The sequence below is a fragment of the Sodalis sp. RH24 genome (assembly GCF_047324145.1).
Lineage (GTDB): Bacteria > Pseudomonadota > Gammaproteobacteria > Enterobacterales > Enterobacteriaceae > Acerihabitans.
In genome coordinates this window covers 555,960-577,338 of the sequence record NZ_CP178729.1, presented here as the reverse complement: position 1 = coordinate 577,338, position 21,379 = coordinate 555,960, and the positions used below count along the sequence as shown (strand labels likewise).

The window sequence follows — 21,379 nt, the reverse complement described above, 5'->3', positions numbered from 1 at the left end:
CAAATCTGTGAACTGACGGGTTCAGGCTTCAGGCAAACAATCTCAGGCGGTTTTCAGCCAGGGCGCGGTCAACTGGGTCCAGCTCGGGTTATTCAGGGTCATGTCCATATCGCGGGCGAAGACGGCGAAACCGTCGTAACCGTGATAAGGGCCGGAATAATCCCAGGAATGCATCTGGCGGAACGGGAAACCCATTTTCTGGAAGATGTATTTTTCCTTGATGCCGGAGCCGATAAGATCCGGTTTCAGCGCCTTGATGATTTCCTCCAGCTCGTAACTGCTGGCATCATCGAACAACAGCGTCCCTTTTTTCAGGTCCGGCAACGTGCGGTCATAGTCATCGTTATGGGCGAATTCATAGCCGCTGCCGATGATTTCCATCCCCAAATCCTCATACGCGCCGATCACATGGCGCGGGCGCAGGCCGCCGAGATACAGCAGCACGCGCTTGCCCGTAAGCCTGGGGCGGAATTTAGCGATAATGGCGTCGGTCTGGGCCTGGTATTTGGCGATCACCGCCTCGGTATTGGCCTGAATGGTCTCGTCGAACAGCGCGGCGATTTTGCGCAGGGACTCGGCAATCTTTGTCGGGCCGAAGAAGTTATATTCCATCCAGGGAATGCCGTATTTTTCTTCCATATGGCGCGAGATGTAGTTCATGGAGCGATAGCAGTGCACCAGGTTTAGCTTCACCTTGGGGGTATTTTCCATTTCCACCAGGGTGCCGTCGCCGGACCATTGCGCCACCACGCGCAGGCCGATTTCTTCCAGCAGGATCCTGGAGGCCCAGGCGTCGCCGCCGATATTGTAGTCGCCGATAATGGCGATATCGTAAGGGGTGGTTTCAAACGCTTCGTCATCGCGGTTGGATAAAATCCAGTCGCGCACCACGTCGTTGGCGATATGATGACCCAGCGACTGGGATACCCCGCGGAACCCTTCGCACCGCACCGGCACGATCGGTTTATCGAGTTTTTTCTGCATTTCCCGCGCCACCGCCTCGATATCGTCGCCGATAAGGCCCACCGGGCACTCGGACTGGATGGAGATGCCTTTGGTCAACGGGAACAGGGTTTCCATTTCTTCAATCAGTTTGGTCAGCTTTTTGTCGCCGCCGAACACAATGTCCTTTTCCTGAAAATCCGAGGTAAAGTTCAGGGTGCCGAAGGCGTTGACGCCGCTGACGCCGGTATAGTAGTTGCGACGGCCGGCGCGGGAATACTGGCCGCAGCCGATGGGGCCATGGGAGATATGGGCCATGTCCTTGATAGGTCCGAACACCACCCCTTTCGAGCCGGCGTAGGCGCAGCCGCGCACCGTCATCACGCCGGGCTGGGATTTACGGTTGGAAGTAATGCATTTGCCAACGCTTTCCATTTCCGGATCGCTCAGCATATAGTGCTTGGCACGCTCTTTGCGGGCTTTTTCAGGAAAGACTTCCAGAACTTCCTGAATCAGCGCCAGCGTTTGTTCGCCGGTTATATCGGTCATGGCGATGTCCTTACATAATAAATGGGATAGTGACCTAAGCCAGCCGTTGCCGGCTCAGGGCCCCGCGCGGCCGGATCAGGCTGACTGCGCTTCTTCCGCCGCGGTTTTGCCGATGATGGTTTCGTCTTCCACATCCATGATGCCAAATTCCATCAACAGTGCTTCCAGCTCGTCCATGGTGACCGGGGTGGGCACTATCATTTTTTTGTTGTCGACGATTTTGCGGGCAAGCGTGCGGTACTCTTCGGCCTGGCCGCAGGTTGGATCGTATTCGATGACCGTCATACGGCGGATTTCAGCCCGCTGCACGATGTTATGGCGCGGCACGAAGTGGATCATTTGCGTACCGAGCTTGTCCGCCAGCGCCATGATCAGCTCGTCTTCGCGATCGGTCTGGCGCGAGTTGCAGATCAGGCCGCCGAGGCGCACCTTGCCGGACTTGGCGTATTTGACGATGCCTTTGCAGATATTGTTGGCGGCGTACATCGCCATCATTTCGCCGGAGCAGACGATATAGATTTCCTGCGCCTTGTTTTCGCGGATCGGCATGGCGAACCCGCCGCAGACCACGTCGCCCAGCACATCGTAAAACACAAAATCCAGATCTTCCTCGTACGCGCCCTCTTCCTCCAGGAAGTTAATGGCGGTGATAACGCCGCGGCCGGCGCAGCCGACGCCCGGCTCAGGGCCGCCTGATTCGGCGCAGCGCACGCCGCGATAACCGATTTGCAAAACGTCTTCCAGCTCCAGATCTTCTACCGAGCCGACTTCGGCGGCCAGTTCCATAATGGTGTTCTGTGCTTTGGCATGCAGGATCAGACGGGTGGAATCCGCTTTGGGATCGCAGCCGATAATCATCACCTTTTTGCCAATCTCGGCCAGAGCGGCAACGAGATTTTGTGTCGTAGTGGATTTACCTATGCCACCTTTGCCATAAATGGCGCATTGACGGATAGCCATGTGCATTCTCCTGTTAGTCGGTTGACCCTTTCTATTAAGCAGGGAACGTACCAGAAGCCGTCATATTTCAACTCCATGAAATTGCAGAATATTTTTTTAATGAGAAGATTTATCGCCACCGGGTTATGAACAAAGTTCAAACCTTTTGTCATAAAGCAGACACAGCCGGTGCGCACAACGGCCGGCCGCGCGCCAGGTTGGCTTCGCCATTTCGTCATTAAAGGGAACAAACACGCCCCGCCTCTTGCCGCCCACGCGATAAACGAGCGGATAAGCTGCCGCGAATCAGCGAAAATTGTGCGGATTATCAGCAAACTGGCGATCTCCTGGCCATCCGGAGGGAAATGCTGAAAAGAACTTTGACAAAACGGGCCGGCGCCTTTAGTATTCGCCCCGTTCTCGCGATTCCTCTGTAGTTCAGTCGGTAGAACGGCGGACTGTTAATCCGTATGTCACTGGTTCGAGTCCAGTCAGAGGAGCCAAGATTTTAGAAAAGCCCGCTTCAGGGAACTGAAGCGGGCTTTTTGTTTTTCATGCAATGGCGCGAATCCCTATATAATTTTGAGGCGATAGGTTAACGTGAAAAATCTTCCCGGTGCATTTTCAGTTTTCCCTCTGCATCGGGAGAATTTAGTGGTCAGATTTGGGGTCATGTTGGTTCGATGACGGAGTGACCCCCAAATGTCTCTCAACGACTCGAAAATCCGCAGTCTCAAGCCCTCTGATAAACCTTTCAAAATCTCCGATTCACACGGTTTGTATCTTTTGATCAATCCAGGCGGTTCACGTCTCTGGTATCTCAAGTACCGTATCAACGGTAAAGAATCCCGCCTTGGTTTAGGTGCTTATCCCGATGTATCTCTGTCTGGCGCACGGCAGCAACGCGACGGTATCCGCAAGTTGCTGGCGCAAAACATTAACCCCGCTCAGCAACGTATCGCCGAAAGGGCCGCCCGCTCGCCGGAAAAAGTCTTTGAGACCGCGGCACTGGGCTGGCATAAAAATAATAAGAAGTGGTCGCAGAATACCGCAGACCGCCTGCTTGCCAGCATGAGAAATCATATCTTTCCGGTAATTGGTCATCTGCCGGTAACAGAACTGAAACCCCGTCATTTCATCGATCTGCTGAAAGATATCGAGGCGAAAGATCTGCTGGAAGTCGCGTCCCGCACGCGGCAGCACCTGTGTAACGTCATGCGCTATGCCATGCATCAGGGACTAATCGAAAACAACCCAGGAGCGAGTCTGGACGGCCTAACTGCTCCGCCCATCAAGCGCCACTATCCCGCCCTGCAGCTGGATCGCCTGCCGGAACTGATGGAACGCATTGATGACTATCAGCAGGGACGGGAATTAACCCATCTGGCTGTTCTGCTGACACTGCATCTGTTTATCCGCTCCAGTGAACTGCGTTTTGCCCGATGGTCAGAGATTGATTTCAGAAACCGAATCTGGACCATTCCCGCCACCCGCGAAGCTTTTCTCCCATATTTGACATAGAGTTCAACAGCACGGATACGCTCTTCGAACGAATACATGGACTACCTCCAAAGCAGTCCAAGTTTCGTCCGCACTCCCCAACAGATGTGGTGTCCTTTGTCAGGATTGTGTAACAGGGCAAGCAACCACCGAAGAGACAAAATCCAGGAAAGCACGGGTTTTCGCCGGTAGATGATTGCGTGACGGATATAGTGCGTAAAGTGGAAAAAGTTCATCAGGCCATTCAGGGAACAGATTAACCAGTTTACCCTGTGCTAGTAGATGCTCAGCGCCCAACTCCATGACCTGTGCAATTCCATATCCTGCAAGACAGGCGCCATGCATAGTACCGACATTATTCACAATAAGCTGACCACTCAAATTCAGCGATTTTATCTCTTTACCACGTTGAAATTCCCAGGTAAAGAGTTTGCCCGTTTCGGGAGATCGAAACTGAATGCATGAGTGTTCGGGTAAAGCCAAATCATCAGGCGTCACTGGCTTTCCATGCTGCTTAATATATGCAGGTGAAGCAACCGTGAGAATACGGGTGTTTAGTAGTTTACGCGCTACTAACGTCGAGGATTTATGTTCACCAAAACGAATTGCCAGGTCAAACCCCTCTGCAACCAGATCGCCCAGCTCTTCACGAGTAGAAAGCTCAACCTGCAATTCAGGATATTGTTTTAGAAAACTTCCTAACCGAGGCCCAAGTATCAGTCTTGAAAAAAACGGATGCACATTGACCCGCAGGCGTCCGCGTACGGAAATACGACCATTGATCGCACAAGCTGCGGCCTCTTCCAGTCCGGCCAGTAACGGGGCGATTTGCTGATAGAAACGGTGCCCCTCATCAGTTAAAGATATTGCTCGGGTAGTACGTTCAAACAGACGGATACCAAGCCGACCTTCCAGCCGGACGATCGCACGACTTACGCCTGATGGGGACATATCCAATGCTTCAGCCGCAGCGGCAAAACTCCCACCATTTACCACAGCAGATAGTACGCCCATACCCTTTAACATGCGCTCGTCGAATGCCATTTTTTCTCCCTTTATTCTGACTGGTAAAGGCCTCGAACTCTATATAACCATGACATTTTGTCATGAGTTATCAGTTATTCATACCCTTTCGCGTTACATAATCCGGTGAGATCAATACCAATATACCGCCATAATTAATGATTTTTTGTCACTTCAAATGTGACATTGATGATATGGATTAACTAATTTTTGTACCGTAAACTTTCCACCATTCATTATTAATACACTCATAGAGGATCACCTATGTTCGTTATTACTGGTATTACTGGCCAGGTTGGCGGTGTGATTGCTCGCTTATTACTTTCAAAGAACCATGAAGTGCGTGCTGTTGTTCGCTCTGTGAAAAAGGGTCAGTACTGGGCCAGCCAGGGTTGTGATGTGGCGATTGCAGAAATGAATGATGCGGTAGCCCTGAGCAAAGCATTCACAAATGTTGAGGGTGTTTTCATTCTTTTACCGCCTAATTTTGACCCGTCTGCGGGTTTTCCAGAAAGTCGTGAAATCATTACTGCTTTACGTATCGCGCTGGAGGAAACTCGTCCTCAAAAGGTGGTGTGTTTATCCACCATTGGTGCACAGGCCACGCAGCCGAACTTGCTAACCCAACTGGGAATCATGGAAGACGTATTAGGCACATTACCACTGCCTACCGCATTCATTAGAGCTGCCTGGTTTATTGAAAATGCCGCATGGGATATCCCCTCAGCACAGGAGCAGGGAGAGATCCCGTCTTTTTTGCAACCGCTGGACCGGGCTATTCCTATGGTGGCTACTGCTGATGTTGGCTGCACTGCGGCTGCATTGTTGCAGGAAACATGGTCCGGAAAGCGGATCATTGAGCTTCGCGGACCAGAGAGTATCAGTCCAAACCAACTGGCCGCCAGCTTTACACGGCTATTGGGACGGAAGGTAAAAGCATATGCCGTACCTCGCTACGACTGGAATGCCCTGTTTCTTGCTCAGGGTATGCAAAACCCGTTACCAAGAATAAAAATGCTTGATGGCTTCAATGCTGGCTGGATTACATTTTCAGGCAGTCAAACCGAGCAGCGGGTGGGGATACTTGGACTAGAAGCCGTATTGAGCACATTGATTAAAAAACATTTTTCTGAACAACCGGAGATTTTATGAATACGTCGGAAAATCAACCTACCGCATTAATTATTGGGGCCAGTCGTGGCCTGGGGCTGGGGTTAACTGAACGCTTTCTGGAACGTGGCTGGCAAGTCATTGCTACTGAACGTGAGGGCTCAACCCGCCCTGAACTGCGTCAGCTCGCCGCGCGCGACTCACATTTGTCTGTTGAAACACTTGATATGAACAGCGATGAGTCACTTGAAGAATTGTATACTCGCCTGGCAGGAAAAACGCTGGATCTGCTGATGGTGAACGCCGGAACGGTGGGCTCTCCTGATGAATCTTTCGCTCAGCGGCTACTAACAGTAATGCGCACCAATGTCGTAGGTGCAATGTCTGCCTTACGCATTCTGTCACCGACGGTCCGGGCCGACGGTGTGGTCGCCGTTATGTCATCAGAACTGGCAAGTATTGCGGCGAATACGCAGGGTGGATGGGAACCTTATCGTTCCAGTAAATCGGCGCTGAATCAGTCACTGCGCAGTTTTATCGCAGAAAACCCGCAGACACCTTGGTCATTGACGGCGGTAGCGCCCGGTTGGGTACGTACTGAAATGGGTGGTCCTGATGCGCTACTGGACATCGAAACCAGTACACGCGGCGTAACAGAAATGCTGATGACCCGTTTTAACCAGCGAGGTATCGCTTTCCTTAATTACCAGGGCAAAACGCTGGAATGGTGAGTCATCAGCGCCATTAATGGCGTTGGCAGTTCATTACACTTTAAAGCTGAGGAACACTATGTCGACCCCTTCTTCCGACAATACTGCATTATCTGCACAACGGACCGTAGCAGAGAGTTTGCCGGACCGCGCTACCGCGCGCACCTAGCTGGCAATTCTTGCGCTAGCCGTCGGCTGTTTTACCTTTGTGAGTTCTGAGATGTTGCCCATCGGGCTACTTGGCCCGATTTCCGACAGCATCCATAGCCGGTCACACCCCGCCCGTCCCCACGCTTTTACCTGTCCATATCACCGAAAATCCCGTGACGCCTGCTGCCCCGCAGAGATCTCCGCTGGAGCACCCCTGTTCCTGTGAAATCACATTTCCCCGGGGACGGATGATGTTGACGTCACCTTCGGCCGAGTTGCTGACCGTCCTGGTTCGTGAGTTCATGCAAGGCCCGCAATCATGATCGGCTTACCGGCGGGCACCCGTATCTGGCTGGTCGCCGGCCAGACTGACATGCGAAAGGGCTTCCAGGGCCTGGCCGGCCAAGTCGTGTCCGCCCTCCGGGAAGATCCATTGTCCGGCCATGTCTTCGTCTTCCGGGAAAAACGAGGCAACCTGATAAAGGTCCTGTGGTCAACCGGTGACGGCCTGTGCCTGCAGGCAAAACGCCTTGAGCGCGGCCGCTTGGTCTGGCCGCAGGTCAAGGAGGTTAAAGTCTTACTGACGCAAGCCAAAAGCGCCTTCAAGGTGATAAAAACCCGGCGTAAAAAGAAAGCCTGCGCCCGCTGCGATGTCATCGTCCAGGCGCCGGCGCCGTCGCGTCCCATCGAGCGCGGCATCGCCGGACCGGGCCTGCTGGCGCGCGTGATGACGGCGAAATACGCCGGGCACTTGCCGCTATATCGCCTGTCGGAAATGTCATCTTCTGTGATGGCCGCTGATGCCTGTGAAGTCGTTTTATGTATGTACGGTAAAACGACGGGAAACGGCGGAGGAAGTGAAGGTCATCCCGCTGAACGCTCTTTCTTTCATATCGTAAAAAAGAACAAACACGGTTTTATCCCCAGCCATACAGCCGATGCCCGTAAAGCATTTTTGCTCGAATGCGAATCAGCGGACCCGGAAATTATCAGCCTAATCATCAGCTAATTTCCGATGATGAAATGTGTGACTTTATGAGATTTTATGCTAGAGTGCATATGAGATAAAGTTACACTGATAGCTTAGGAGAAAACTATGTCACTTACTCGTTTACGCCAGCAGGGGGGCGCCGTGGTTCTTACAATCCCTAGCGACATCGCCACTGATATGGGATGGCAAGTAGGTATAAAACTCGATGTAAAAGCTTCCGGGGACACGATCAGCATTAAACCGGCAGGCAGGGTAGCGCGCGGTCGCAAATCGCTCGCAACGTTGTTGCAGGGCATTGATGAGGAAGAAGTACGTGCGTTCAACGAAGCATCTTATGACGAGCTGAATTCTCATCCGGTCGGTAAAGAGGTGATTTAATGGTTCGCAGAAGAAGCGCCCCGGCGAAGGGTGAAATTTGGCATGCGAGCGGCGATCCGGTCAGCGGAAGAGAGTTTAAAGGCCCGCATTTTTACCTGATTATCACTGAGCAGGCGCTTAACAAAAAGTTGGGTACGGCTATTTGTGTACCTATCACCGGTGGTGGCGGGTTGGCTCGATCAGAAGCGGTTACCGTTTATTTTGATGGTGCAAGTACCGATACCGGCAAGATTACCGGTGTAGCGCTATGTTATCAGGTTCGATCCTTAGACCTGATTGAGCGTCAGGCAAAATATGCTGCAACGGCCGAATCTAGTATCGTTGACGAGGTTTTGGCAAAAGTTATTGATATTCTGGACCCTCAACTGAATTAATCTCAGCCAGAATATATCCCATTATAATACAATTTCCTCAGGCATCCACCTGGGGAAGCATGCATCTTCCACTAATTTAAGTGGGTTGCGCAACATCATGCCGCTGCCTAGCTTGTAAATGGCGCGTTCCACCGGAAGCGGTCATGTTTACTGCCTTGATCTGTCTTTATGGGAACGATTATGTGCTTTCACATACCCTATTCCAATCTTCGCTACGTGGTGGTCACTTTGGGGGTCTTGATAAGAGCAGTGTCCTGCTTTATATTATTTATTAGCCACTTACTGACAACGGCGATCCTAGTCAGAGGAGCCAAGATTTTAGAAAAGCCCGCGTCAGGGATGACCTGACGCGGGCTTTTTGTTTTTGATTTAGTAGCGATTTCGCGTTAGGGATCGGGCATATCGCCTCGCTGATAGATAGTCGCTATGAAATATTCATTTCACTCATTTACCAGCGTGAATTCAATCATGATAAAGCGGCACACCCGGACTGAACAGCAGCAGCATATTGATGCTTGGCAACACCGCGGATTAACTAAACAGCCTTATTGTGAACAGCAGGGTATGACATTCAGTAATTTTTATTGTTAGGTTCATATCTGGCAATGTTATGGATAAAAATTACCGCAGTGGGACCAACCGCAAAATACTTCCCCCACTCCATGCGCCTAACACAGTATTTTTCAACTGATTTATATAAGAAATTCGGTGATTTCATAAAAAGAAATCTATAAATCGCTAATTTCACCCCTGACAATGCAGCGTATTGGTGTCAAAAAATTATTTAGTTATCAAACGCGCCGTCGGAGATATGGATTTTCATGCCTTGAGTGCTAAATTAATTTTATATAGCAATATATTTCAATGGATTAAACTAATCTTCCTATTGAGCTCTACCATGAAGAAACCACCTGTAAATATACATAATTAGTATTATATGCTGAGATAAATGGAAAGGACCCATTACAGCGCAAGGCAAGAGGAAGAAGTTGATAATAGAAAATGACGTTCTAGTTTTTAGAATTGGCGATACTGATCAAGAACCACATGACATATATTTGCTACAAAACATATCCATTGCATCACAAAATCCACCAGCCTATTTAAAGCAACATAATGTTGCGATATTCGACAGCAGTAGTTTCAAAAAAATATGTCCCTTGTATCACAATGACTGTAGGAGACAGTATATGCGAGCGTTAGTTAAAGCAAATCCTCGCGCTGGGCTCTGGTTACAGGACGTACCGATCCCACAAGTTCGCGATGATGAGGTGCTGATCAAGATCCGCAAGACCGGTATTTGCGGAACGGATCTGCATATATGGAACTGGGACGAATGGGCCCAAAAAACGGTACCCGTTCCTCTGGTAACAGGCCATGAATATGCCGGAGAAGTTGTAGAAGTAGGCCGTAATGTCACGCAAATAAGCATTGGCCAGCGCGTCAGCGGTGAGGGACATCTTGTCGATCTCGGTTGCACCGCAGCCAGGGCAGGAAATTTTCATCTGGATCCTCATAGCTTGTCAGTAGGAGTAAACCATCCCGGTGCCTTTGCGGAGTATCTGGCGCTGCCTGCATTCAATGTTATTGCTCTCCCCGATGAGATTGACGATGAACTGGGGGCTATTCTCGACCCGCTTGGTAATGCGGTTCATGTCGCTCTGTCATTTGATTTGGTGGGCAACGATGTATTGATCATGGGTGCGGGGCCTATTGGGATAATGGCGGCCGCGGTTGCGCGATTTGTCGGCGCGCATCGTATATTCATCGCCGATATCAATGCCGAGCGCCTAGCGCTTGCGAACCGGATAGTCGACGCGATTACCCTGGATCCGGACAACACGTCGTTAACAGAAGTTGCTCAGCGTTACGGTTTGTCTGATGGATTCCCTATCGGTTTTGAAATGAGTGGTAGTAATGAAGCGCTGGAATCCTTAATCGGTGCCATGACTTCCGGTGGCCAGATAGCCTGTCTGGGATTGCCTACGCGTAAAGTGACATTGGATTGGAATACAGTAGTTTGCAAGAGCCTGCGTATCAAAGGGGTTTATGGGCGAGAAATGTTCGAGACCTGGCGCAAGACCCTCAACATGCTACAAAGCGGTTTGAACGTTAGGGATATCATCACTCACCGCTTGCCTGTCGATGACTTCCACGCAGGTTTCCAGGCGATGCAAGCAGGGACAGCCGGCAAGGTTATTTTGAATTGGTCTACTTAAGGACAGAGTCGTTACGGCTCTGTTTGTCAGAAAAATTATTTGCCAGTCCGATAAGCCAACGGAGGTTGCGATGACCATTACCCTTGATATTATCAATACCGTTAAAGACCTGGATCCGGCTGAGTATCGCGCGTTTTTTCTTCAAAGCAAGGCGCCCATGTTTTACGATCTGCGATTTCTTATCGCGGCTGAGCAGTCACCCTTGTTAAATGTCAGTAAAATCTTCTATGTGCTGGCGCGGGAGGAAAGGCGGCTGGTTGCGCTGGTCCCGATTTATCTGCAAGACTTTAAGTCTGTTGATCCGTTAGGGTTATTGGTTTCCTCCGCTAAGCTCTCGATAATACCTGAAGAGCGCGGACTGTTCAGTCATATCATGCATTGTACGGACACCACAATCCCGATGTTGGGCGATGCCCCTAGTCTGTATGCCCTAATATTCGATGCTCTTACGAGTATCGCACTGGCTGAGAAGGCGCGCTATTTCTGTTTTCTCAATGTGCAGGATGGCGTGCTTCTGCGTGAAGCTCAACGTTATGGGCTGAATATAAATTACATGGTGGATAAATATACACTCGAACTGGATGCTTTTGCGGATTTTGACAGTTTTGTGCAGGCTTTGCCAAAGGACGGGCGTCATGAAATGGTACGCCAGCTTCGTATCTTTAAACGCGGCGGTGCGCGAGTTCGAATACTGGCTCCTCCCTTTGATAATGAAATTGAGAAACTGGCCCGGTTGTGTTATTTGACAACCAAACGGCTGGGGACGCCGCATTATTGGCCAGAAGCACAATTGGCTGCTTTTTGCCGTCTTTGCGGCGATCTGGTTCGCCTTAGCGTCGTAGAACAGAACGGGCAAATTGTCAGCGGCATTATCTGCTTCGAGGAAGACGGAACTCTCCATGCCTGGTCGGCCGGCATGGATTACGAGCATTCCGAATTCAGCCCTTATACCCTGGCCTTCGCTGCCCTGTACCGCTATGCATTCGAAAGCGGAATTAATCTTATCGAGGGCGGCCGCTTGAATGCCCGCATCAAGACTCGCTTGGGATTGAAACCGAAACGGCTGTATTCCATCGTCAGCCAGGACTTGGGGATACCCGCCGCTACGCAGACTTCTGTGTCTCGACTGAAGCTGGCATCGCAACTGGATGGCGAGGTTCGTCTTGCTTCGCATCCCGCCTTTGATGAGTGGTACCTCACCAGCACCTGGAACGGTCGAGGCCCAACGCGTAGACCTGCCGGAATAGTACGCGCCGCGACTGAGGCCGATGTGATTCGCGCGATTGCATTTGCCAAGGAGCGAGGCATGGAAGTGAGCGTGCGTGGAAATGGGCATAACTACGCCGGTTGTTTTCTTCGCTTTGATTCGCTGATGTTGGACGTTTCCGGCTTGAAGGGACTTGATATCGATAGCCGGCGCAAGCGCGCCATCGTTGAACCTGGGGTCAGTAGCGGCCAATTGAGTCATGCACTGGCGGCTAAAGGTTTGGCTTTTCCCACAGGGCATGTAAAAGAAGTGGGTATCAGCGGATTCCTGTTGGGTGGAGGGCTTGGGATCAACTGCAGCCAATGGGGAGGAATGAGCGTGTTCAACGTACAAGCCCTGGACATTGTCACCGCGGACGGTCGTCTACGACATGTTTCCGAAACCCAGGAGCCAGACTTGTTCTGGGCCGCTCGTGGCGCCGGGCCCTGTTCGTTTTTTGCCGTGACTCGCTTTTACCTCAGTTGCTACTCGTTGCCTCGGGCAATAACCAACAGCTTATACACGCTACCTTTCACGCATTTGCACGATTTATTGGCGGGGCTTGACGTCGCATCTCCCCCTGCAAATCTTCAGGTGACGCTGTCTGTCAGCCCCACGACGACGGGTGGCATACCGGCAGTGCAGTTAAATATCTTGGCGTTCGCCGCTAGCCCGCAAGAAGCGCAGGCGCTACGCGAATCTTTTGAAGCCAGCCTGGAACTGCCGCTCACAGCCTTGGCCATCGACCAGCCCTCAAACTTCGAGGCCATTTACGAGCAGTTCAACGGCATGGTGTTATCAAAAAGGTTTTGTGCCGACAATATCCTTACAGATAACACGCAGGAATTGGTTTCCATCCTATCCCGGTATTTATCAGGCGCGCCTTCTCGGAGTACCCTTACAGCGATTCTCTGGCGGGGTGTGACCACCTATCCGCAAGCCGCATTTTCGGCACAGGGCAAGTTTTTTGTATCCACATACGCCCAATGGAACGATGCAAAAGATGACAATATCAATCGATATTGGTTAAAACAGATGTATGACGAGCTTCAGGAGATTGCCCGTAGCAGTTATATCAACGAGTACGATCTTGAGACAAGGGCGGCCGAGACCAGCAGGTGCTTCGCCGCTGAAAATTGGGAACGATTGCAAAGGCTCAGGCTTGAATACGACCCTGACGGCGTATTTGTTGACGTGCAACAATTGGGGGAGCATGGCGATCTGCCAGGAGCGAAAAACTAAATGGAATGTCGTCGCCTTGGTTCGCCGCGATGGCGTGGCTGATAAAAAGGGGTTTGCAACGCCCTATCGGCGTGTACATCAGCGCCGGCCGGTCGCCACCGCTGTCCGAGCCCATGAACAAATACGCGGGAGGCGCCCAGGCCTCCCCCGGCCGTATTTATTTCAGCGCAATGCGCGCGACACTATCATTCATGCGTTATTGGGGATGCTGATCCGAGTATTTTTCTGACAGCTGCCTTTCTGAATAAATGTGACTTATATCACCTTTTTTCGATCCTGATCCGGTCCCTGAAAATGTGACCCCTCTCCATCACATCATTCGCCGTTTTTCATATTATAGTCGTGAAGTTGTACATAATTGTCTATAGACAACTCAGGATGTTCAGGTGCGCGCCATGAAAGCTTTAAGTAAAAATTCCCAGATCCCACTTTACCAGCAGGTGGCGGAGTGGATAAGAGAAAGTATCTACACCGGAGAGTTGGTCGAGGACGACCGTATTCCCTCTGAATTCCAGATTATGGACATGCTGGAAGTCAGCCGGGGCACCGTAAAGAAGGCGGTCGCCCAGTTGGTGAAAGCCGGGACGCTGGTTCAGGTCCAGGGAAAAGGCACTTTTGTCAAAAAGGAGAACATCGCCTACCCGCTGGGTGAAGGATTATTGTCGTTTGCCGAATCGCTGGAAAGTCAAAAAATCAGCTTCAGCACCTGTGTGGTAACTTCACGAATTGAATCAGCAAATCGTTTTGTTGCTGAGAAGCTGCAAATAAAACCGGGGCAGGACATTTTATACCTTGAACGTCTGCGTTCTATTGGCGATGAAAAGGCCATGCTGATTGAGAACCGTATTAATATTGAGCTTTGTCCGGGCATTACCGAAGTGGATTTTAACAAGGAAAATTTGTTTCCAACGATCGAGCGCCTTTCTCAGCAAAAAATCCGCTACTCAGAAAGCCGTTACGCCGCCCGGTTGATTGGTAATGAGCGTGGTCATTTCCTGGATATCAGCGAAGAAGCGCCGGTATTACACCTGGAACAGCTGGTTTTTTTCTCCCGGACTTTGCCCGTAGAGTTCGGCAATGTCTGGCTGAAAGGTAATAAATACTACCTGGGCACCATCCTGCAGCGCCGGGAGGTGAGTTGAGGCGGTTTTGATAATTATCCAATCGTCATCAATCCAAGCCATTGTCGAGTAACGTGATTAATGAGGAATTTATGCAGGGCATTGAATTCAAATCCGAGTACGTTCAACGCATCCCTGCGGGAATGAGTGTTGATGCGCTCATCCGCCGACTGGCGCAACCGCTGATTGCCGATGGTCAGGTGGTCGGGGATTTTGCCGACCATGTCCTGGCGCGTGAAAAGAAATTCCCTACCGGCCTGCCTACAGATCCGGTTGGCGTAGCAATACCGCATACCGATCATCGTTATGTGCGCCGCAACGCCTTCGCCATTGGTATCCTGCCGGAGCCGGTGGCGTTCGCGGATATGGGCGGTGAGCCAGACCCGGTGCCGGTGCGCGTGGTTTTCTTACTGGCGCTGAGTGAAAGCAACAAGCAACTCAATGTGCTGGGCTGGATAATGGATCTGATTCAGGATGACGGGTTTATGCAGAAATTATTCGCCATGAGTAATGAACAAATTCACCAGGCTATTTTAGATAAACTCAATGAACGAGGTGAAATATGAGCCAGACTATTTTATTTGTATGCGCCACCGGCATCGCGACCTCCACCGCGGTGGCCGAAAAGGTAATGGAGTATTGTAAGGAACAAGGACTGGATGTCAATTATTCACAAACTAATGTCGCGTCCCTGCCGAGCAATACCGACGGGGCGACTTTAGTGGTATCCACTACCAAAGTGCCTTATGAACTGGATATTCCGGTAGTTAATGGCCTACCTATAATTACGGGCATAGGCGAGGATAAGGTGCTGGAGAAAATAGCATCGATCCTGAAAGACCAAAAATAATTAATTTAAACTATTCCGATTAATTTATAAAGGCGCTAACGCGAGGTCCCGTTACGTCTGCAACAGGGGTTTGCCATGAATGAAATAGCCCATACCCTATATACGGTCGTGCAATATATCCTGGGTTTTGGCCCGACGGTATTATTGCCGCTGGTATTATTTATTCTTGCTTTGTTCTTTAAAGTAAGACCGGCCAAAGCGCTGCGTTCATCCCTCACTGTCGGTATCGGCTTCGTGGGAATCTATGCCATTTTTGATATTTTGACCAGCAACGTGGGACCCGCAGCCCAGGCCATGGTGGAACGTACCGGTATCAACCTGCCGGTAGTGGATCTTGGCTGGCCGCCGCTGTCCGCCATTACCTGGGGATCGCCGATCGCGCCTTTCGTGATCCCGCTGACCATCCTGATTAACGTGGCGATGCTGGCGCTTAACAAGACGCGTACCGTCGATGTGGATATGTGGAATTACTGGCACTTCGCCTTGGCCGGTACCCTGGTTTATTACAGTACGGGCAGTTTCGTGTTTGGTCTGCTGGCCGCCGGCATCGCCGCGGTGGTGGTACTCAAACTGGCGGACTGGTCTGCGCCGATGGTGCAGAAGTATTTCGGTCTGGAGGGTATTTCATTACCGACGCTATCCGCGGTGGTGTTCTTCCCAATAGGGCTGTTGGTGGACAAAATCATCGAAAAAATCCCGGGACTTAACCGTATTCATATCGATCCGGAAACTGTGCAGAAGAAGCTCGGCATTTTCGGTGAACCGATGATGGTGGGCACCATCCTTGGCGTGCTGCTGGGCGTTATCGCCGGTTATGATTTCAAACATATCCTGTTATTGGGTATCAGTATCGGCGGGGTAATGTTTATTCTGCCGCGTATGGTCCGCATCCTGATGGAAGGCCTGTTGCCGCTGTCAGAGGCCATCAAAAAATACCTCAACGCCAAATATCCGGGACGCGATGATTTATACATCGGGCTGGATATCGCGGTGGCGGTAGGTAACCCGGCAATTATCTCAACGGCGCTGTTGCTGACGCCCATTTCGGTTTTCATCGCTTTTGTTCTGCCGGGAAATAAAGTGCTGCCGCTCGGGGATTTGGCGAATCTGGCGGTGATGGCGTCAATGATTGCGCTGGCCTGCCGCGGCAACATTTTCCGCACCCTGCTGGGGGCGATTCCGGTCATTGCCGCGGACCTGTGGATTGCCACCAAAATCGCGCCGTTTATCACCACTATGGCGAAAGACGTCAACTTTAAATTTGCTGATGGCTCTAGCGGGCAGGTTTCCAGTTTCCTGGATGGCGGCAACCCATTCCGCTTCTGGCTGCTTGAAATCTTTAACGGCAACATTATCGCTATCGGTTTGGTGCCGGTAATCGGCCTGGTGCTATATGGGGTGTTCCGAATGACGCGGAGAACCGTATATGCCTGATTCCAGCGCGGCTATCGTCATTGATATCGGTACCACCAATTGTAAAGTCACCTGTTTTTCCTGCCAGGATGCCACGCGGCTGGGGGCCAGAAAATTTGTTACTCCCAAACTGATATCGACGCAGGGCGCGGTTGATTTTGACGTCGACCAGCTGTGGCTGGAGATTAAGGCGGCAATGTCCGGCCTGGCGGCGGAATCATCGCTGCCGGTGGGACGCATCAGCATTGCCAGCTTTGGCGAATCCGGTGTGTTCATTGATGATAAGGGAGAAATCCTGACGCCGATGCTGGCTTGGTATGATCGCCGCGGCGAAGAATATCTGGCGGCGCTGAGCGAGGTGGAAAGCGCAAGGCTGTATGCCATCACCGGGTTACCTCCGCACAGTAACTACTCCGCTTTCAAAATGCGCTGGTTGCTGGATCGCTATCATTTACACGGACGGGAAGACATCTGCTGGCTGCATGCCCCCGAGTTACTGCTGTGGCGGCTAACCGGACAACGACGCACCGAGATCACGCTCGCCAGCCGCACACTTTGCCTCGATGTCAGCCACGGCGCCTGGTCGCGGGAAGCAGCCGATATTATGCAACTGCCGTTTGCCGCCTTTGCGCCGCTGCTGACGCCGGGGGAAGTTGCGGGCTGGGTCGCTCCCGAACTGGGCCGCGATCTGGGTTTCTGCGAACACGTCAGCGTCACGCTAGCCGGACACGACCACATGGTGGGCGCCCGGGCCCTGCAAATGAAGACGGGGGAAATATTGAACTCAACGGGGACGACAGAGGGCATTTTGCTGCTCAACTCCCGCCCCGCCTTGAGCGTACAGGCAAGCCGGGACAAACTGGCCAATGGCCGTTATTCGTTGCCGGATCTTTATACCCTGTTCGCCTCTTTGCCGGTCGGCGGTTTTGCCCTGGAATGGCTGAGCAACACCTTTCGTTTTACCTTCGGCGAAATCGAAGCTGCCCTGGAGCGCGGCTACCGGCATTATCTGGACGAGATGTGGACACTAGAGGATGTGCCGGTATTTATCCCCCATTTGCGCGGCTCGGGGTCCCCGCATAAGAACCGTCATACCCGGGGACTGCTGTATGGCCTGGGCGACAGTCTGTCCATCGATACGCTGGTCGCTGGTATTTCGCTGGGGCTGGCGATGGAATTCGTCAACTGCTTTGCCTGCTTTGGTGTCCCTACGGGGCAAACGCTGAAGGTGATTGGACCGGCCACAGGCAATCCGCTCTGGTTGCAATTAAAAGCTGATATTTTGCAGCGCCCGGTGGACGCCATTGCATTTGATGAAGCCGTCTCGGTAGGGGCGCTGCTCACCGCCTGTCCGACGCTGGCGCCGCCGGAGGTGACCGTCGCCGCGCGCTATCTTCCCAATATGCGGCGATACCGGGCGCTGCAAGGTTATCAATTACGCTGGCAGGAGTTTTATCGCTTCAAGCTTCAACAGGAAGGTGTTATTGCTGAATAAGCCTAGGTGGCGCGAAGTACCTAAGCAAATAACTTGAATAAAATAATGCCTTGAATAGTGCATTATTTTATGAGCCAGGAGAGGAATTGGGTTAGTAAATTAAAATTTATCTCTATGTTAGCAACACTAAATGAGGAAAATACTATGCCATTAGTTAATGGAAAGATCCTGCTCGACCGAATTCGCGAAAAGAAAGTGCTGGCGGGTGCTTTTAATACCACGAACCTGGAAACCACAATTTCTATTCTGAATGCCATTGAACGATCGGGATTACCTAATTTTATTCAGATCGCGCCGACCAATGCCCAATTGTCAGGTTATGATTATATTTATGAAATTGTTAAACGGCATGCCGATAAAATGGATGTCCCGGTAAGTTTGCATCTCGATCATGGTAAATCGCTGGATGATGTGAAACAGGCGGTGCGCGCTGGGTTCACCTCGGTGATGATTGATGGCGCGGCGTTTTCATTTGATGAAAATATTGCGTTTACGCGTGAAGCGGTTGATTTCTGCAAATCATTCGGTGTGCCTGTTGAAGCGGAACTCGGCGCCATTCTGGGTAAAGAAGACGATCATGTCAGCGAAGCCGACTGTAAAACCGAACCGGAAAAAGTAAAGGCGTTCGTCGAGCAAACCGGCTGCGACCTGCTCGCGGTCTCGGTGGGCAATGTCCATGGTTTGGACGATATTCCCCGTATCGATATTCCGTTGCTCCAGCGTATTGCCGTGGTGTCCCCGGTGCCGCTGGTTATTCATGGCGGTTCAGGTATTCATGAGGATATCCTGCGCAGCTTCGTCAATTACAATGTTGTCAAAGTGAATATCGCCAGCGACCTGCGAAAAGCGTTTATTACATCCGTGGGCAAAGCCTATGTTGATAATAACAATGAGGCTAACCTGGCCCGCGTAATGGCGCGCGCAAAATATGCGGTTGAAGAGGATGTCTACGCCAAAATCCTGATGATGAATAAAGGTCACCGCTATATTCGTAAAGCATCTTAAGGTTCACCGAAACCATCTGAGGATAGTATGATTAGGCAAAGCGTTAAAGTAATAAACAGTACGGGATTACATGCCCGCCCGGCGGCTTGTTTAGCCAAGATAGTAAAAAAATATCATTCATCACTTACCCTGATAAACAACGGGAAGGAAATCCCGATTAAAGGAATGATGAGTATATTAGGCGCCGGCGTGAAAGGAAATACCACGATTGATTTGCTGTGCGACGGTCAGGATGAGCATCAGTTTTTGGAGGAACTTAAAACGGAATTTGCCCGTGGCTTCGGTGAAAAAGATTAGTCATTTTAATCTTCAACTTGATGTGATTACCACCACTGCCGCATCTTCAACAAACTCGGGCGGGGTCATCCCGCCCAGGGCAGAATGAGGACGGTACCGATTATAGTGTACGCGCCAGGCTTCAATCTTGCACCGCGCATCGGCCAAGGACATGAACCATTTCTCATTCAGGCACCCCAGCCGGAGTCTGCCGTTGAACGACTCGACCGTCGCATTATCACCGCGCTGATGTTCGCCTGCCCAGAATGGGCGGGCGGGCAGTAAAGTTTCTTAATCATGAAGCGCCAGAATTTCCGCGGCTCCCATGGCATGGTCAAGACTGCTCAACCAGCCATGGCGGTTATAAAAATCATCGTCGGTCAGTTAGCTGTTCCATGGCGGCGCATCACTTTGCTGGATTTGATATTACATAGCTTCATTTCCTGTCATCCCCTATATCTCTCTACCCACGCGTGCATTCTATTATCGCTGCATGGGGTTGCTGCTGATAAGGTTGCAAAAAAGCCGTATCCTCGGCGGAGGTATTTTCCGCCCATATTAGCGGACGCCATAGTATATTGTTAAATCCAGCCGCGGCCAAGGTACTTTCAAGAGTATGAGCTGACCAATAGTAAGTTTGCAGGTCGATATCATAAGGCGGTTTATGAAGGTGCAACCCAACTTTGCTTCCATCAGCCCTGGCTTCTGTTTCAGTCAAACTGAAGCCGAATGGGAGGTAATACAACGGATCCGTATTGAAATCAGGGTGAAGTGGCAGAGTTATTAGTTTTCCGCCGGGCTTAAGCAGGGATGCAAAAGACATGAACAAAGTTGATAAATCTTCCAGGCTGTTGATATAAGGTATGACATAGATCGATAGTACAATATCAAAAGTGTTATTTAATGATTCATCAAGATGGGAAAGAAATGTGATACCCTTGCCATCCTTTTTTTCTTGATAAATGGCATGATCAAGCATACCTTTCGATATATCATAGCCAAACACCTCTTTAGCGCCATTATCTATCAGCCACCGCGCATAAAACCCCGGACCGCAGCCGAAATCCATAATTCGCTTGCCGCTTAATTTTCCTAAATGAAACTTTATGGTGGGTGTTTCCAATTGTGTCCGATAGGGTTGAAGAGAAAAAGAATCATAAAGTTCAGCATATTCATCAAAAGTTGCGGGGTCAAAAGTGGTCGCGGACTCTTGGCCTATATTGTTGTCTTGAGAATTGGAATCACTCATTTGTCCTCCGTAAAGCCCTAGAAGGGTGTTACATTTTTTTAAACAGTAGTCATCTCTAATTGACAAGATAATATGATTTAACAGAATTCATTTTTCTGGTTCACCCGAAGAGCGACATGTTATAAACTTAATACCAGTGGAGACAATGATAATGTTCATGAATAACATAAATTTTTTTAATAAACATTTTGATCAAGGTATCAAGCCGGCCTGATTTACATCTTTATATATAGAAGACAGATAACGCATAGATAACATTCATATTAACTGAGAAGGGAAGCAAATCAATTGCCATTTTTGATGGGCCTGTGTCAAAAAAAGCAATCTCCATGACACCTGTGCTATCAAAGGTGAGTGAAGCCGCTTCATGTCCCGTTGATAACTGGCGGGTTGTCAGGCTGTGCGTCCAATTCAGGCACCGGGTCGACCCCATCTCCCGCCACGACCCCGGGGCTGTGACATTTGCCAGGATTATAGTTAAAGTTGAATCGGCCCCGGTCGCGCTAGCGATAGCGATAGCGATAGCGATAGCGATAGCGATAGCACGGGGCCATTTTGCGCCGTCGGTTTACCAGCACCCGGTGGTGGGTGTTAAAT

At 50.7% G+C, this 21,379-nt stretch carries 19 protein-coding genes, 1 tRNA gene and 4 pseudogenes; 19 read left to right on the top strand and 5 right to left on the bottom strand.

The window, feature by feature from the left end; genetic code table 11:
* Positions 1 to 42: 42 nt before the first annotated feature.
* Both nifD and nifH read right to left on the bottom strand, forming a co-directional pair.
* Positions 43 to 1,491 (bottom strand): nitrogenase molybdenum-iron protein alpha chain, encoded by a 1,449-nt coding sequence (gene nifD / locus ACL2XG_RS02585; RefSeq protein ID WP_410014894.1) that lies wholly within the window; start codon positions 1,489 to 1,491, stop codon positions 43 to 45.
* Positions 1,492 to 1,566: 75 nt separating this feature from the next.
* Positions 1,567 to 2,451: a nitrogenase iron protein gene (gene nifH, locus ACL2XG_RS02580; protein ID WP_410014893.1), complete on the bottom strand. Its 885-nt coding sequence runs from the start codon at positions 2,449 to 2,451 to the stop codon at positions 1,567 to 1,569.
* Between the two features lie 406 nt (positions 2,452 to 2,857).
* Here nifH and ACL2XG_RS02575 point away from each other — a divergent pair.
* Positions 2,858 to 2,933, top strand: a tRNA-Asn gene (locus tag ACL2XG_RS02575).
* 199 nt (positions 2,934 to 3,132) lie between these two features.
* A pseudogene (locus ACL2XG_RS02570) lies at positions 3,133 to 3,930 on the top strand (tyrosine-type recombinase/integrase); the annotation flags it as partial.
* A 120-nt stretch (positions 3,931 to 4,050) separates the two neighbouring features.
* On the opposite strand, the gene ACL2XG_RS02565 reads toward ACL2XG_RS02570, so the two are convergent.
* Positions 4,051 to 4,974, bottom strand: coding sequence for a LysR family transcriptional regulator (locus tag ACL2XG_RS02565; RefSeq protein ID WP_410014836.1), 924 nt, complete (start codon positions 4,972 to 4,974; stop codon positions 4,051 to 4,053).
* A gap of 243 nt (positions 4,975 to 5,217) precedes the next feature.
* Between ACL2XG_RS02565 and ACL2XG_RS02560 the strand changes: the two genes are divergently transcribed.
* The 17 genes and pseudogenes from ACL2XG_RS02560 to ACL2XG_RS02480 all read left to right on the top strand — a co-directional run bounded on the left by ACL2XG_RS02560 (position 5,218) and on the right by ACL2XG_RS02480 (position 19,554).
* The gene (locus ACL2XG_RS02560) at positions 5,218 to 6,105 is read left to right on the top strand and encodes an NmrA family NAD(P)-binding protein (RefSeq protein WP_413722953.1); all 888 of its coding nucleotides are present in this window, start codon (positions 5,218 to 5,220) and stop codon (positions 6,103 to 6,105) included.
* Positions 6,102 to 6,794, top strand: a complete 693-nt coding sequence (locus ACL2XG_RS02555) for an SDR family NAD(P)-dependent oxidoreductase (protein WP_413722954.1) — start codon at positions 6,102 to 6,104, stop codon at positions 6,792 to 6,794. The genes ACL2XG_RS02560 and ACL2XG_RS02555 overlap by 4 nt, the downstream gene beginning before the upstream one ends.
* Positions 6,795 to 7,242: 448 nt before the next feature.
* Positions 7,243 to 7,518 (top strand): annotated as a pseudogene (gene tnpB, locus ACL2XG_RS02550) (IS66 family insertion sequence element accessory protein TnpB); the annotation flags it as partial.
* Positions 7,519 to 7,701 (top strand): annotated as a pseudogene (locus ACL2XG_RS02545) (IS66 family transposase); the annotation flags it as partial.
* Positions 7,699 to 7,932, top strand: a complete 234-nt coding sequence (locus tag ACL2XG_RS02540) for a TrbM/KikA/MpfK family conjugal transfer protein (protein ID WP_413723445.1) — start codon at positions 7,699 to 7,701, stop codon at positions 7,930 to 7,932. The pseudogene ACL2XG_RS02545 and the gene ACL2XG_RS02540, both read left to right, overlap by 3 nt.
* Before the next feature lie 87 nt (positions 7,933 to 8,019).
* Entirely contained in the window at positions 8,020 to 8,292 is a 273-nt protein-coding gene (locus tag ACL2XG_RS02535; protein WP_410014833.1) for an antitoxin, read from the top strand.
* Positions 8,292 to 8,666 carry a type II toxin-antitoxin system PemK/MazF family toxin gene (locus ACL2XG_RS02530; protein ID WP_413722955.1) on the top strand — a complete coding sequence of 125 codons (375 nt, stop codon included), beginning with the start codon at positions 8,292 to 8,294 and terminating at the stop codon, positions 8,664 to 8,666. The genes ACL2XG_RS02535 and ACL2XG_RS02530 overlap by 1 nt, the downstream gene beginning before the upstream one ends.
* A 426-nt stretch (positions 8,667 to 9,092) precedes the next feature.
* Complete coding sequence (tnpA, locus tag ACL2XG_RS02525; protein WP_410014831.1) at positions 9,093 to 9,257, top strand: IS66 family insertion sequence element accessory protein TnpA; 165 nt, start codon at positions 9,093 to 9,095, stop codon at positions 9,255 to 9,257.
* Between the two features lie 599 nt (positions 9,258 to 9,856).
* A complete protein-coding gene (gene tdh, locus ACL2XG_RS02520) occupies positions 9,857 to 10,885 on the top strand; it encodes an L-threonine 3-dehydrogenase (RefSeq protein ID WP_410014830.1) in 1,029 nt (342 codons plus the stop codon).
* Positions 10,886 to 10,955: 70 nt separating this feature from the next.
* On the top strand, positions 10,956 to 13,373 hold the full coding sequence (locus ACL2XG_RS02515) for a GNAT family N-acetyltransferase (protein WP_413722956.1): 2,418 nt from the start codon (positions 10,956 to 10,958) through the stop codon (positions 13,371 to 13,373).
* 395 nt (positions 13,374 to 13,768) lie between these two features.
* A complete protein-coding gene (locus ACL2XG_RS02510) occupies positions 13,769 to 14,515 on the top strand; it encodes a GntR family transcriptional regulator (protein WP_410014828.1) in 747 nt (248 codons plus the stop codon).
* A 71-nt stretch (positions 14,516 to 14,586) separates the two neighbouring features.
* Positions 14,587 to 15,060, top strand: coding sequence for a PTS sugar transporter subunit IIA (locus ACL2XG_RS02505; protein ID WP_410014827.1), 474 nt, complete (start codon positions 14,587 to 14,589; stop codon positions 15,058 to 15,060).
* Positions 15,057 to 15,344, top strand: a complete 288-nt coding sequence (locus tag ACL2XG_RS02500; protein WP_410014826.1) for a PTS sugar transporter subunit IIB — start codon at positions 15,057 to 15,059, stop codon at positions 15,342 to 15,344. Before ACL2XG_RS02505 ends, ACL2XG_RS02500 begins: the two co-directional genes overlap by 4 nt.
* A 75-nt stretch (positions 15,345 to 15,419) precedes the next feature.
* On the top strand, positions 15,420 to 16,778 hold the full coding sequence (locus tag ACL2XG_RS02495; protein WP_413722957.1) for a PTS galactitol transporter subunit IIC: 1,359 nt from the start codon (positions 15,420 to 15,422) through the stop codon (positions 16,776 to 16,778).
* Positions 16,771 to 18,252, top strand: a complete 1,482-nt coding sequence (locus ACL2XG_RS02490; protein ID WP_413722958.1) for an FGGY-family carbohydrate kinase — start codon at positions 16,771 to 16,773, stop codon at positions 18,250 to 18,252. The genes ACL2XG_RS02495 and ACL2XG_RS02490 overlap by 8 nt, the downstream gene beginning before the upstream one ends.
* Positions 18,253 to 18,396: 144 nt before the next feature.
* A complete protein-coding gene (locus ACL2XG_RS02485) occupies positions 18,397 to 19,257 on the top strand; it encodes a class II aldolase (protein ID WP_413722959.1) in 861 nt (286 codons plus the stop codon).
* Positions 19,258 to 19,284: 27 nt separating this feature from the next.
* Positions 19,285 to 19,554, top strand: a complete 270-nt coding sequence (locus tag ACL2XG_RS02480) for an HPr family phosphocarrier protein (protein WP_413722960.1) — start codon at positions 19,285 to 19,287, stop codon at positions 19,552 to 19,554.
* Between the two features lie 12 nt (positions 19,555 to 19,566).
* On the opposite strand, the pseudogene ACL2XG_RS02475 reads toward ACL2XG_RS02480, so the two are convergent.
* Together ACL2XG_RS02475 and ACL2XG_RS02470 are read right to left on the bottom strand one after the other, a co-directional pair.
* A pseudogene (locus ACL2XG_RS02475) lies at positions 19,567 to 19,773 on the bottom strand (integrase core domain-containing protein); the annotation flags it as partial.
* 223 nt (positions 19,774 to 19,996) lie between these two features.
* On the bottom strand, positions 19,997 to 20,782 hold the full coding sequence (locus ACL2XG_RS02470; RefSeq protein WP_410014821.1) for a class I SAM-dependent methyltransferase: 786 nt from the start codon (positions 20,780 to 20,782) through the stop codon (positions 19,997 to 19,999).
* Positions 20,783 to 21,379: the final 597 nt, after the last annotated feature.